General features: G+C 60.7%; 10 protein-coding genes. 8 read left to right on the plus strand and 2 right to left on the minus strand.

Annotated features, from left to right (window positions below):
• The first annotated feature begins 12 nt into the window (after positions 1-12).
• The 6 genes from O8B93_RS09895 (at position 13) to O8B93_RS09920 (ending at position 8,052) form a co-directional block, all read left to right on the plus strand.
• Positions 13-1,569 (plus strand): hydantoinase/oxoprolinase family protein, encoded by a 1,557-nt coding sequence (locus tag O8B93_RS09895; protein ID WP_269709634.1) that lies wholly within the window; start codon positions 13-15, stop codon positions 1,567-1,569.
• Positions 1,562-2,695 (plus strand): DUF917 domain-containing protein, encoded by a 1,134-nt coding sequence (locus O8B93_RS09900; protein ID WP_269709635.1) that lies wholly within the window; start codon positions 1,562-1,564, stop codon positions 2,693-2,695. The genes O8B93_RS09895 and O8B93_RS09900 overlap by 8 nt, the downstream gene beginning before the upstream one ends.
• Before the next feature lie 42 nt (positions 2,696-2,737).
• The gene (locus O8B93_RS09905) at positions 2,738-4,333 is read left to right on the plus strand and encodes an ABC transporter substrate-binding protein (protein ID WP_269709636.1); all 1,596 of its coding nucleotides are present in this window, start codon (positions 2,738-2,740) and stop codon (positions 4,331-4,333) included.
• A 117-nt stretch (positions 4,334-4,450) separates the two neighbouring features.
• Complete coding sequence (locus tag O8B93_RS09910) at positions 4,451-5,527, plus strand: DUF917 domain-containing protein (protein WP_269709637.1); 1,077 nt, start codon at positions 4,451-4,453, stop codon at positions 5,525-5,527.
• Positions 5,524-7,062: a hydantoinase/oxoprolinase family protein gene (locus O8B93_RS09915; RefSeq protein WP_269709638.1), complete on the plus strand. Its 1,539-nt coding sequence runs from the start codon at positions 5,524-5,526 to the stop codon at positions 7,060-7,062. The genes O8B93_RS09910 and O8B93_RS09915 overlap by 4 nt, the downstream gene beginning before the upstream one ends.
• A 45-nt stretch (positions 7,063-7,107) precedes the next feature.
• Positions 7,108-8,052 carry an isoaspartyl peptidase/L-asparaginase family protein gene (locus O8B93_RS09920; RefSeq protein ID WP_269709639.1) on the plus strand — a complete coding sequence of 315 codons (945 nt, stop codon included), beginning with the start codon at positions 7,108-7,110 and terminating at the stop codon, positions 8,050-8,052.
• 21 nt (positions 8,053-8,073) lie between these two features.
• Here O8B93_RS09920 and O8B93_RS09925 read toward each other — a convergent pair whose 3' ends face one another.
• Complete coding sequence (locus tag O8B93_RS09925; protein ID WP_269709640.1) at positions 8,074-10,023, minus strand: ABC transporter ATP-binding protein/permease; 1,950 nt, start codon at positions 10,021-10,023, stop codon at positions 8,074-8,076.
• 255 nt (positions 10,024-10,278) lie between these two features.
• On the opposite strand from O8B93_RS09925, the gene O8B93_RS09930 reads away from it, so the two are divergent.
• The gene (locus tag O8B93_RS09930; RefSeq protein ID WP_269709641.1) at positions 10,279-12,048 is read left to right on the plus strand and encodes a diguanylate cyclase; all 1,770 of its coding nucleotides are present in this window, start codon (positions 10,279-10,281) and stop codon (positions 12,046-12,048) included.
• 128 nt (positions 12,049-12,176) lie between these two features.
• On the opposite strand, the gene O8B93_RS09935 is transcribed toward O8B93_RS09930, so the two are convergent.
• Positions 12,177-12,995 (minus strand): helix-turn-helix transcriptional regulator, encoded by an 819-nt coding sequence (locus O8B93_RS09935; protein WP_269709642.1) that lies wholly within the window; start codon positions 12,993-12,995, stop codon positions 12,177-12,179.
• A gap of 101 nt (positions 12,996-13,096) precedes the next feature.
• On the opposite strand from O8B93_RS09935, the gene O8B93_RS09940 reads away from it, so the two are divergent.
• Positions 13,097-13,990 (plus strand): SDR family oxidoreductase, encoded by an 894-nt coding sequence (locus tag O8B93_RS09940; RefSeq protein WP_269709643.1) that lies wholly within the window; start codon positions 13,097-13,099, stop codon positions 13,988-13,990.
• Positions 13,991-14,005: the final 15 nt, after the last annotated feature.

Genomic DNA, 14,005 nt, shown 5'->3' on the forward strand with positions numbered 1-14,005 from the left:
GAGGAGCCTGACGTGTATCGCGTTGGAATTGACGTCGGCGGCACGAATACCGATGCCGTTGTGTTGCAGGATAAAACCGTTCTGGCGGGGGTGAAGGCCTCCACGACAGAGGATGTGACGTCAGGCGTCATCGAAGCCCTTGAAAAGGTCATCGAGGCGTCGGGCATAGACAGGGCCCGCATCGGCGCCGTGATGATCGGCACCACGCATTTTACCAATGCGGTGATCGAGCGCCGGCATATGGACGAGGTGGCCGCCATCCGGCTCGGCCTGCCCTCCGGCGCTGGCCTGCCGCCCATGGTCGACTGGCCGGATGACCTCCGGGAAATCGTCGGCAATCACGGTTATCAGGTGCGCGGCGGTTACGAATTCGACGGTCGCGAAATTTCGCCGCTCGATGAGGACGAGATCGTTCGCATCGCCGCCGATATTCGCGCCAAGAGCCTGAAGGCCGCTGCCGTCACCTGCGTTTTCAGCGGCATCAACGATGCGATGGAGCTGCGAGCGAAGGAAATCCTTCAGGAACGCTGCCCTGGTCTGCCGGTGGTGATGTCCAAGGATATAGGTCGCCATGGCCTCCTTGCACGGGAAAGTGCTGCAATCATGAATGCCAGCCTGCTATCGCTTGCCGACCGAACGGTTGCGGCTTTCGGCGAAGCGCTGAAGGCTGCGGGCATCACCTGCCCTTTCTATATCACCCAGAACGACGGTACACTGATGGCCGCTGATGTGGTGCGCGGTTTCCCCGTGCTCACCTTCGCGTCCGGTCCGACGAACTCCATGCGTGGTGCGGCCTTCCTCACCGGTCTCAAGGATGCCGTCGTCGTGGATGTCGGCGGCACCACGTCGGACGTCGGCTCGCTTTCCCACGGTTTCCCGCGTCAGGCCTCGACCACGGTGGATATTGGCGGCGTGCGCACCAATTTCCGCATGCCTGACGTTTTCTCCATCGGTCTCGGCGGCGGTTCCCTCGTGGTCAATGGCGACCATGGCCTGACTGTCGGCCCGAAATCCGTCGGTTACCGCGTCCGCCGCGAGGCGCTCTGCTTCGGTGGCTCGACCCTGACGGCGACCGATATCGCGGTTGCCTCCGGCAAGGCCAACGTTGGCGAAAAAAAGCTGGTCTCCAGCCTTGATAAAAAGCTCGTGGACGCTGCCGTCAGCAAGATCAACGACATGCTTGAAGCCTGCGTGGAGCGCAGCCGCATCTCGTCGTCACCGGTGCCGGTTATCGCCGTTGGCGGCGGTTCCATCCTGATGCCGGATCGCATCGGTGATCTTGAGGTCATCCGGCCTGAGAATTTTTCGGTGGCCAATGCCGTTGGCGCGGCCATTGCGCAGATCAGCGGTGAGACCGACCGGGTCTTCTCACTCGTCGATGGACGCACGCGCGAAAGCGCACTGGCTGAGGCAGAAGCGGAGGCCCGCGAAAAGGCGGTTGCCGCCGGTGCGGTTGCCGAAACGCTCGAAGTGATCGAGCGCGAGGACATGCCGCTGGCTTACCTGCCCGGCAATGCCACCCGCATTCATGTGAAAGTTGTTGGAGAAATGGGAGCCAATCATGGCTGAGACACGCAAGCTGAAATATGACGACGCGGCATTGCGGACGCTGACCCGTGAAGATCTCGACGCGCTGGAAATCGGTGCCGGTATTCTCGGCACGGGTGGCGGCGGCAATCCCTATCTCGGCAAGCTGCTGGCGCTGGAGGCCATGAAAGCCGGTTACGAGATGAAGATCCTCGCAACCGATGCCATCGAGCCGGATGCGCTCTGCATGTCCATCGGCGGCATCGGCGCGCCCGTCGTCGGCGTCGAGCGCATTCGCGAAGGGCGCGAAGGCCTGCGCTGCCTGCGGGCGATGGAAGAGCTGATCCGCACGCCCGTCGACGCCATCGTCTGCGAGGAAATCGGCGGTTCCAATTCCATGAACCCGCTGGTGACGGCGGCGCTCGGCGGCCTGCCGATCCTCGATTGCGACGGCATGGGCCGGGCATTTCCGGAAATGCAGATGACCACATTCTCCATCTACGGCCATAGTTCCACGCCATCGGTGATGTGCGATCTGCACGGCAATGCCGTCATTTTCAGCCACGCCGTTTCCGAAGTCTGGCATGAGCGCATGGCGCGCGCCTGCGTCGTCTCGCAGGGCGGCGGCGCAATGCTGGCGACCGCGCCGATGCAGGCGCACTACGTGCACCAATATGGCATTCCGAAAACCTATACCAAGGCGATCGCCATCGGTGAGGCGGTGATCCGTGCCCGCAAACAGCAGGAAGACCCTATTGCCGCAGTCTGCGCGCTCGAAGGCGGGCGGAGAATCTTCAACGGCAAGATCACCGATCTGAAGCGCCATCTTCGCGGCGGTTTCGCAATCGGCGATCTCACGCTGTCAGGCTTCGACGACTGCGCCGGACAGACGGCGGGCGTCGCCATCCAGAACGAATTCCTGCTGTTTTCCCGTGACGGCAAGGTGGAAGTGACGGTGCCTGATTTGATCGTCCTGCTCGATGTCGACACCGGTTATCCGATCACCACCGAAGTGCTGCGCTATGGCCAGCGTGTGGCCGTCATCGCCATCCCCTGCCACGACCTGCTGCGCAGCGCCCGCGCTCTAGAGGTCGTCGGGCCGGCGGCCTTCGGTTACCCGGACATTCCTTTCTCACCGCTGCCCGTTCCGGTCAGCAAGACTGCCTAACCATAAGCGGGCCGATGACCCGCAATAAAGAGGAGAACGATAATGAAAATGCCTGTACTTTCTTCCCGTCTCGCCGCACTGGCGCTCGGCACGGCGCTCGCGTTGCCGCTTATCTCTTCCGCAGCTCTTGCGGAAGACAAGGTGTCGGTCGCGGTCAACACCATGCAGATATTCAGCTCGCTCGACCCGGCGAAAGTGACTGACTACACCGGTTACATGGCCATCGTGAACATGTATGACGGTCTGACCACCGTGAACGCCAAGGGCGAAATCGTGCCGCATCTGGCGAAATCCTGGGAGATTTCCGACGACGGCCTGACCTACACCTTCCACCTGCGCAACGATGCGAAATTCCAGGACGGAACGGCGGTAAAGGCTGCCGATCTTGCCTGGTCGATCCAGCGCCTGCTCGGCATCAACAAGGGCCCGTCGAACCTCATCGTCGGCGTGCTCAAGCCCGAAAACGTCACTGCCCCTGACGATGCGACGCTGGTGATGAAGATCGAGCGCCAGTTCTCGCCCTTCATGGCGGCGACGCCCTTGATGATGGCGATGAACAAGACGCTGATCGAAGCCAATGCCAAGCCCGAAGACAAGTGGGGTGAGGCCTATGTCGGCGAACATTCCGCCGGCTCCGGCCCCTACAAGCTCGTCAGCTACAATCGTTCCGCCGATATGGTCATTGCCCGCAATGCCGATTATTTCCTCGGCTGGACCAAGGGCAAGCCGATCGACGAAGTGCGCTTCGTGCAGACCAGCGACGACGCCACCGTCAAGGCGCTGGCGGAAAAGGGTGAACTCGGCCTTTCCTCGCACGGGCTTGGCAATGACACCTATGAATCCATCGGCCGGATGAAGGGTTACAAGCTGATCCAGACCCGCACCGCCGGCGGTTTCGTCATCAAGCTCAACACCAAGGTCTATCCGACCGACGACGTCCACGTCCGCCGCGCGATCGCCTATGCGACCGACTACAAGACGATCCAGGAAGTGATCTATCCGGGCTTCGATATGAAGGGCCCGCTCTCTGACGCGTTCAAGGACGCGCATAATGGGGATATCCAGCCCGGTGTCTACGATCTGGAAAAGGCCAAGGAAGAGCTGGCGAAGTCGAAATATGCCGGTCAGAAGATCACGCTCGTCAACAGCTATGTCGCGTCGCTCGCCTTCGAGGCGGAAGTGGCGTTGCTTCTGCAATCGAGCCTCGAGCAGATCGGCATCACGCTCGATATCAAGCCGGAGCCTTGGAACCGTATCGTCGAGCTTTCTTCCAAGCCCGAAACGACGCCTGCATCGACGCAGGTGAACATCTCGCCGACCTATCCGTCGCCGGATTCGATGTTCTACAACCAGTATCATTCCAAGGCGTCCGGTACCTGGATGTCGATGGAATGGTTGCAGAATGCGGAGATCGACGGGCTGATCGACAAGGTCCGCGCCACAACCGATGTCAACGAGCAGAACGCCACCTACAAGGAGCTGCAGACGAAGATCGTTGACCTTCAGCCTGACGTCTGGGCGGTTGCGCCGAACCGCCGTTATGCGGCGAACAAGTGCCTTCAGGGTTACGAGTTCATTCCCATGCAAAGCTGGGACCTGAACTTCTCCAACTTCCATTGGGACTGCAAGGCGGAGTGAGTTCCGCCTGATGAAAACCGGCCCCGCCACAAAGGCGGGGTTGGCCAGACTTGGAACTTCAAAGGGAAGGAGCATCGCCTGCAGCCGGAAAGGCTGTGGCATGCCCGAGGATGACGCATGATCCAGGAATTTTCCGAAGACGATATCGAACCTTTGGCCACCGGCGCCTGGATTCTGGGAACCGGCGGTGGCGGCAATCCCTATATCTCGACGCTCAATCTGCGTCGTCTTTATGCGGAGGGCAGACGGGTAAAAGTCATGGATCCCATGGCGCTCGCCGATGACGATATGGTCGCCGTCGTCTCCAAGATGGGGGCGCCGCTTGTCGGTCAGGAGCGGCTGGGGGATCCCGTGCATCTCGCCCGTGCCGTCGAGGTGATGGAGGATTATCTCGGCAAGCCGTTCCGGGCGATCATGAGCGTGGAGATCGGCGGCTCCAATGCGCTGTCGTCTTTCCTCGCCGCCGCCGTGCTCGACCGGCCGGTCGTTAATGCCGATGCCATGGGACGCGCCTATCCGGAAGCGCAGATGACATCCTTCGCCATCGGCAACCTGCCTATGTTCCCGCTGTCGCTGGTCGATGTGCGCGACAATGAGGTGATCGTGACGCGGGCTGCTTCGTGGAAATGGATGGAGCGCATCTCGCGCAAGGTCTGCACCGAAGTCGGCTCCACGGCCGCCACCTGCAAGGCGCCGCGCACCGGCAAGGAAGTGAAGGAATGGGGCATTCACTACACCGTCACCAAAGCGACTGACCTTGGGCGCGCGGTGATGGAGGCGCGTGCGCGCCATGACGATCCGGTTCAGGCGGTTCTTAACCACGAGGGCGGCAAGCAGCTGTTCCGGGGCAAGGTGGTGGATGTGGCGCGTGAGACCACCGGTGGTTTCCTGCGCGGCAGCACGACCATTGAAGGCATCGATGCCGACCGCGGTTCGCGCATGGAGCTGGCCTTCCAGAACGAATGGGCGGTCGCCTTCCGCGATGGCCAGCCTGTCGCCATGACGCCGGACCTGCTTTGCCTTCTCGACACTGTCTCGGGCGGCGCCATCGGCACGGAATCCGTGCGTTACGGCCAGCGTGTCACGGTTGTCGCCCTGCCCGCGCCGGAACTTTTGACGACGCCTGCCGGCATCGCCGCCGTCGGCCCGCGCGCCTTCGGTTATGACATTGACTTCAGATCGGTATTCCCATGAAACGCATCGGTATTGACGTTGGCGGCACCAATACGGATGCCGTTCTGATCGATGGAGACACCATCGTCGCTTCCATCAAGGTCCCGACCACGCAGGATGTCCTGTCTGGTGTGAAGGCGGCTCTCGCTCATGTGGCGGGCTATGTCGGCGCGGCCGACCGGCCGATCAATGCTGTGATGATCGGCACCACGCACTTTACCAATGCCGTGGTGGAACGCGCCCGGCTTGAGCGGGTTGCGGCGATCCGCATTGCATTGCCAACGGGTTCTTCGCTGCCGCCCATGTGTGACTGGCCCGGGGATCTTCGCGACGCCGTCGATCCACTGATCTTCATGGTCCATGGCGGCCATGAATATGACGGCAGCCCGCTGGTGCCCATGGTTCCCGATGAAGTCCGTGAAGCGGCGATGAAAATCCGCGATGCGGGCATCACCTCCATCGCCATTTCGGCAACCTTCTCGCCGCTGACGACGGAGTGCGAGGTGAAGGCGGCGGAGATCGTGCGTTCGGTGATACCTGATGCACGCATCACGCTCTCCCATACGCTTGGCCGCATCGGACTTCTGGAACGCGAGAACGTCGCTCTTCTGAACGCAGCGCTGCAAACGCTCGGGAAGACCACGGTTCAGGCATTTTCGGATGCTCTGCGCGAAGCGGGCGTGAAGGCGCCCTTCTATCTGACCCAGAATGACGGCACCGTGGCGCTTGCGGATGTCGCCGCCACCAACCCCGTGCACAGTTTCGCCTCCGGCCCGACCAATTCGATGCGCGGTGCGGCCTTCCTCACCGGTCTTTCCGATGCGATGGTGGTGGATGTCGGCGGCACCACCTCCGATATCGGCTGCCTTGTCGGCGGGTTTCCGCGCGAGGCGAACAATATTGTTCATATTGGCGGGGTACGCACACTCTTCCGCATGCCCGATCTTCTGCCGATTGCGCTCGGCGGCGGCACCATCGTCGACCCTGAGACGGGCAAGATCGGTCCGCGCTCGGTCGGTTATCGCATCTTGAAGGAAGCCCGTGTTTTCGGCGGCGAGACACTGACGACATCGGATATTGCGGTGGCCACCGGCCTTATCGAGATGGGCGACCGCGATCGCGTAAAAGGCCTCGATCCGGCTTTAGTGCAGGCCACACTCCAGCGCATCCGTGACATGGTGGCGGACAGTTTCGATCAAATGAAGACCTCGGCCGAAGATGTTCCGCTGGTTGCCGTCGGCGGCGGGGCGTTCCTGATCCCCGAGACGGTCCCGGGCGCGTCGGAAGTGCTACGCGTGGAAAATGCCGGTGTTGCCAATGCGCTGGGCGCGGCCATGGCGCAGGTTTCCGGCGAGGTCGATCAGGTCTTTTCCGGCCTGAGCCGCGATGAGGCTCTTGCGAAAGCCGAGACCGAGGCGCAGAACGCGGCGGTTGCATCTGGCGCGGAGCGGGCAAGCCTCAAGACGCTTGAGGTGGAGGACATCCCGATTGCCTATCTGCCTGGCGGTGCGCGGCGGGTTCGCGTGCGGGTCATCGGCGATATCGCCTTTCATTGATTGTAAGAGGCACTGCCTGTGGCAGGGCGACGAGGGAGTGAGCATATGACGAAGATCGCACTGGCCATTCACGGTGGTTGTGGCGTGATGCCGGAAGACAGCATGACCGCCCAGGAATGGGCTGCGGCCCGCGATGATCTGGCAGCGGCGTTGCGCGCCGGTTATGACGTGCTGAAGGCGGGCGGTACCGCGCTCGAAGCCGTCGAGGCGGCGGTCGTCGTCATGGAGGACAGCCCGCATTTTAATGCAGGCCACGGAGCGGCGCTGAACGAAAACGGCATTCACGAGCTCGATGCCTCGATCATGGACGGGGCCACGCTGGCGGTAGGCGCGATCAGCGCATCCCGCGCCATTCGCAATCCTGTGAAGGCGGCTCGCGCGCTGATGGTGGATGAACGTGCCGTCTATCTGACGGGAGAGGCCGCGGATCGCTTTGCCGAAGAAAAGGATCTGGCCACAGAACCTCAATTTTATTTCACGACGCAAAAACGCCTCGAGGCGCTGGCGGCCATGAAGCGCCATGCAGCCACGGGTACGGAAGCGACGGAAAACGAAAAGCATGGAACAGTGGGTGCGGTTGCACTCGATGCGGCGGGGCACCTTGCCGCGGCCACCTCCACCGGCGGCTATACCAACAAGCCGGACGGCCGGGTGGGTGACAGCCCGGTAATCGGTGCGGGAACCTATGCGCGGGACGGAGCCTGCGCGGTTTCCGGCACTGGCAAGGGTGAGTTTTTCATCCGTTACGTCGTTGGCCATGAGATCGCGTCCCGCGTCGCCTATCTCGGGCAGGACCTGCAGACCGCTGCTGGCAATCTCGTGCACAAGGATCTGGCTCCCCATGATATAGGTGCGGGGCTAGTGGCGATCGATGCGGAAGGCGGCATCGCCGCTCCATACAATACACCGGGCATGTTCCGCGGCTGGGTGACGGCGTCTGGAGAAGCGTTTGTGGCCACCCACGACGCAGCATATGAGATTGGACTCTAGGTCAAAAAACCTCGGATCGACTCACTTGCGCTTCACCATTCTGCGAAGCATGGAACCCGCCCTCGCTTTCCGTGGAATGAGTTCAATGTCGCTGACGAGCTTTGCGCCGCCTTCCCGGCGTTCCAGTGTAATTTTTCGGCTATGAAAGGCTTCCAGTTCGGCACGGTGCGCCACGCTTATGATCGTGGCATCGGGAAGTTCTTCGATCACCGTCTGCATCATCCTGTCCTGACTTTTCTCGTCAAGAGCGGCCGTCGCCTCGTCCATGACGATGATATCGGGCGCGTTCAGCAACAGGCGCGCGAAAGTCAGCCGTTGTTTTTCGCCGCCCGACAATGTCTGGTCCCAGGGCGCCTCATCTTCGATCTTGCCCTTGAGCTGACCGAGGCCGACCTTGTCGAGCGCAGCGCCAATCTCTTCCGACGTCCAGCTTTCGGCTGGTTGCGGATAGCAGACGGCGCGACGAAGGGTGCCAGCGGGGATATATGGCCTTTGCGGCAGCATGAACAACCGGCTGTCGGCGCGAAAGTTGACGCTCCCTCCACCCCAGGGCCAAAGACCTGAAATAGCCCGGACCAGCGTGCTCTTGCCCGAGCCCGACTCTCCAGACACCAGCACTCTCTCTCCGGCGCCAATTTCGACGTCCGTCTCCTTGACGACGGCCGTGCCGTCACCCAGAGAAACGGAAACATCCTTGAGACTGAGCATTGTTTCCCCTTCCGTCTCACCGCGCACGATACGGCCGACCGCATCGCTTTTTTCAGCCCGTTCGAGACCATCGAGCGACATCATCAGCGAGGCAACACGTCGGGCACAGGCATTCCAGTCGGCGAGACGCGGATAGTTGTCGACCAGCCAGCCAAAGGCGGACTGGACAATCGTGAAAGCGGAAGCCGCCTGCATGACTTCACCGAGCGACATGCTTCCATCGAGAAACTTCGGAGCACACAGGAGAAGCGGCACGACGGGCGCGATCAGCATCGATCCGTTCGAGACGACCGTTGTCCGCATGTATTGTTGCGCCATGAGGCGCCACTGCCGCCGGACATTGCCGAACCTCTTGTCGAGATCGCTTCTTTCTTCCTCCTCGCCGCCAAGCAGGGCGATGCTCTCGCCATTTTCCCTGACGCGCGTGAGCGTATAGCGGAATTCCGCCTCGACCTGGTTTTTGACTTCGGAAACCTTGACGAAATTGCGGGCGATGAAGGCAATGGATGTGGAGGTGATGGCCGCATAGATAACGGCCGCGACGACAAGAAAGCCCGGGATCGTGATCCACACGCCGCCGATCGACAGCGTCAGAGCACCGCCAATCGTCCACAGGACAACGATGAAGGTGGAGGCAGACACGAAGGCCGCGATGACACCGGACACAAAGTCCACCGGTGCCTCCGTCGCAATCCGCATATCCTCCGAGAGCCGTGCTTCGGGATTCTGGTGGTCACCATCGATCAGGTTCAGCTGGTAGTAGCGGCCATTTGCAATCCACCTACCAAGGAGCGCCTTTGTGAGCCAGGAACGCCAGCGCCGTTGAATACGCATTCTCACATAGACCTGTGAGGTGACGATGAAGACGCTGCCCAGCACAAGTGGGGGAAAAATCGAGGCGAGGAAATAGACCGTCGATGCGTCCCGCTTTTCGATGGCATCGAAAATGCCGCGGTTCCACACGTTGATACCATACTGGAAGGCGACATTTATGCCGATCATCGCCAATAGTCCGAGCGTGAACGGCCATGCAAGCGCATCGCCGCGACGACTCCAGAACCCGCGTGCGCTGATCCAGAAGCGTTTCAGCAGATATTTCCTGCGAACCTCCTCCGCCTGCTCCGGGGTCAAGTCCGAAGCGGGTTCCATCTCCTCCGGCGGAGGCGGCTCATCGGTGTCAGGAGCATCCTGTTGGGATGCGGTTTGGGTGCCAGTCTCGTCGGCACCAACGACCGGTTTCGGTCCTGCGTCTTTGTCACTCATGGGCGCTAAACGAACGATGCCTCGAAAGGTTTCACGGCTTCGTGATGCCGCGTGAAATATAGTGCCGGGGTGGCGCAGAGCTTTTCAAAAGCCTCCGGATTCACGACTTTCCAGTCTATCGCGCGACAGATCAAATCGATGGTTAACCGCTTGCTGATTTCCCGTTTGACGATATGTCCTAGAACAACGAGACTCTGGAATTGGACCCACCGCCGGGTTTTTTAAAAAACCGCGCGGCAAGCAGACGGCGCCATTATGCGACTTAGCACCATCACGAACCTGGCTTATGCCGTGACCCTGATACTCACAACCGTATCGGCGACCACATTCATTCTGTCAGCCAGAAGCGCTTCTCAAGAGAGGGCGGCAATTCAGGATCATCTCGACGTGAGCGATCTTGCTGAGGAACTGGCGATCATCGCGGATGAGCGCACCGAGGAGGCACGGCTGTACGTCATGCGCGGCGAGGAGCAGCATCTGGCAAAATTCTATGTCGACGAAGACCAGGAAAAGCACCTTGAAAACAGCCTGGATAAACTCGCCGCGCGCGGTGTTTCACCGCAAGAGGCAGGATTATTTCAGAATATAAAAAAGAGCGCCGATGCACTGGATACGATGGAGCGCGAGGCCATAGGTTTCTATCGCGCCGGGCGCCAGAACGATGCACAACAGGTCCTGTTCGGTAATGAGTATTATCAACTCCATACGGGGCTGCTGAATGACGTCGCGACGCTGAGAGACACTGTTGCTGCCCGCACGCAGGCAACCGTCGACCAGGCCAAAAGCCGAAGCGATTTCTACGGATCGATCGCCAAGGTGATGCTTGCCCTGACCGCCCTGATGTTTGTGGCCGTGCTCTACTTCGTCCTGACCAGACGCGTTGCCGCCCCGCTGATCAGAATGAGCAATATCGTCATGCGCCTTGCCCGGCAGGATTACAGTATCGAGGTGCCCGATGAGGGGCGTCGCGACGAAATTGGGGAAATGAACCAGGCTATCAGGATCTTCCGCAGCAACGGGCTGGAGCGGGAACGGCTCGACGCGGAGCACCGCCGGAACCAGCGCATCAAGGACCTGATCCTGCAGATGATGCATCGCATTCAGGCATGTCAGAATCAGGATGAATTATCCGACGTCGTGTCGAAATTCATGCCGCAGATCTTCCCCGACATTGCCGGCCGCCTGCTTGTGCTCAAGGAAAACAGTTCGCTTCTCCAATCGACCGGACAATGGTCCGACCCTTCGTTTTCCGCCCCGGAATTTTTGATCGACGATTGCTGGGCTCTGCGTCGCGGACGTCCGCACGCCAGCAATCCTGATGGCGACGACGTCGTCTGCCATCATCTTCATGGGAGTTTTGGGACCGGCCTGTGCATACCGCTGACTGCGCTCGGCGAAACCGTTGGCTTGCTATATCTCGAAATTCCACAGAGGAACGACACGCTGGAGACGGAACGGCTGTATCTGGAACTTCTCGCCGAGAATATCGGCCTTGCCGTCGCAAACCTCCAGCTTCGCAAGCGGCTGGTTGGCATGGCAAGGCAGGACGCCTTGACCGGTCTGCTAAACCGCCGGTCACTCGACGAGGCGCTGAACCGGCACATCGAGAAGCCAACCGGTTCGCTTGCCTGCCTGATGCTGGACATCGACCATTTCAAGCGCTTCAACGACCGCTTCGGCCATGATGCCGGAGACGCAGTGATGCAATATGTCGCCCAGGTGCTTTCGGAAGCAATTGGCGATCAGGGCGCGCTGTTCCGGTTCGGCGGCGAGGAATTCACCGTGCTGATACCAGATGCAGGCATCGAGGATGCAACCAGGCTTGCGGAGAAACTCCGGCACGCCGTCGAGCGGGCACCCTTCACCTACAGAGGCCGCCTGCTCGACCCGGTTACCATATCCATCGGCATCGCAACGGCACCGAGCGCAGGAACTGTGAGCAGCGTATTGGAACGGGCGGACGCCGCACTGCTTAGCGCCAAACAGACCGGCCGGAACAAATGGGTATCGTCCGATTCCATGTGAATTCGCGAGATGCCGATTGACCTGTTTCGACGCCCCCTGCCGGCTGTAATTTCTGCGACAAAGCGGATTTCCACCAGTTCGTGGCTGCTCGCCCTCCCGGGGCGTTTCGAAACTCATCAAACGCGTCGCTAAACGCTGTCTGAAATCAGCGAGCGAAAGCGTTCAGCCATTTCGGGATTTGCGGGATTGTAAACCATCATGTTGAGATCGGAGCGTCCCTCGACTGAAAAGCTTGAGAATTCCAGCGCGATGGTTCCAAGGACCGGGTGGTGGAGGCGTTTGACGCCGTCATGCATGCTCGTGACCTCGTTGTCATCCCACATGGCCTTGAATTCAGGGCTGGCGGCCGAAAGCTCCTCGACCAGTTGCTGTATACCCGCCCCCGCGCCGGCGCGTGCGGCATCCGCCCTGAATGCACCGACAACATAACGGGCGACATTGCGCCAGTCCTCCTGGGCGGAGCGCACCCGTTCATCGGAGAATACCAGACGCAGGATATTGCGGTTCTCCCTGGCCAGCTTGCTGTAATCCGTGAGGATGACGGCGGCGGCGCGGTTCCATGCCAGCACATCCCATGTCGCCGTTCTGATGATGGCGGGGCTGAACGGCATGGCATCCAGCACACCCTGCAACCGAGGCGTTATCGTCTCTGACTGGCGGTAACGCTGCTCGGGCGGATGCCCGAAGGCCAGGATGTGCAGGTGATCGCGCTCGGGATCGGTCAACATCAAGCCTTTCGCGATCCGATCGAGCACATCCACCGAAGGCAAGCCGCCGCGACCCTGCTCGAGCCAGGTGTACCAGGTTGGGCTGATATTGGCGCGCTGGGCGACCTCCTCCCGGCGCAGGCCCGGCGTGCGGCGGCGGCCGATGGGAAAACCGAAAGTCGTGGGATCGAGCCGCATGCGGCGATCACGCAGGAAAGTGCTGAGCGCATTGTCGGTCATTGCTTTCCGCATCCTGTTGGTAATTATACCATGATAACGTCACTACTTTAACAGGACAATTATTCATGGGATCACCTCCCCCGTCAACGCGGGAGATGTGTATGCGTGTTTTTCTGACAGGTGCCACGGGGTTCATCGGATCCCGGATTCGTCGTGAATTGCTGGCCGGTGGACATGAGGTGATCGGCCTTACCCGCTCGGACGCCGGAGCAAGAGAGTTACAGGCGGCCGGGGCCTCGGCCCATATTGCAACGCTGGAAGATGCAGCATTGCTTGCTCGCGGCGCCGAGAATGCAGACGCCGTCATCCATACGGCTTTTGACCATGATTTCGCGAATTTCGCAGCCAATTGCGGAAAGGATAGCCGTGTGATCGCGGCACTCGGCTCCGTTCTGGCGGGTTCCGACAGGCCGCTGCTCATCACGTCAGGGGTCGGCATGGGCGATCCCGGCAATGGCGAACCCGCACGTGAAGATGTGTTCGACACGCATCACTTCAATCCGCGCATAGCCTCGGAACTGGCAGGCCAGGAGCAATTGCAGGCGGGCATCAATCTAGGTGTCGTCAGGCTTCCGCAGGTGCACGACACGGTAAAACAGGGGCTCATCTCGCCCTATATCGAAATGTCGCGCGGCAAGGGTGTCGTCGCCTATGTCGAAGAGGGCGCTAATCGCTGGTCGGCAGGTCATGTGGAAGATGTGGCGAAGCTCTACGTTAAGGCGATGGTTCGGGCCGAACGGGGTGCGCGGTATAATGCCGTGGCCGAGGAAGGCGTCGTCGTGCGTGACATTGCCGAGGTCGTTGCGCATGGCCTTGGGCTGCCCCTCGTTTCTATAGGGAAGGAAGAGGCCGCCGGCCATTTCGGCTGGTTCGCCCTGTTCGCGGCGATGGATCTCCGGGCGTCCAGCGCCTTGACGCGGGAAAAACTGGGCTGGACGACGAATGGGCCGGGCCTGATCGAGGATCTCCGGGCCGTGGATTATTCGGTGATCTAGGGAATGTCGGCGGCA

This window comes from Martinezella rhizogenes, assembly GCF_027460065.1.
Taxonomy (GTDB): Bacteria; Pseudomonadota; Alphaproteobacteria; order Rhizobiales; family Rhizobiaceae; genus Agrobacterium; species Agrobacterium rhizogenes_C.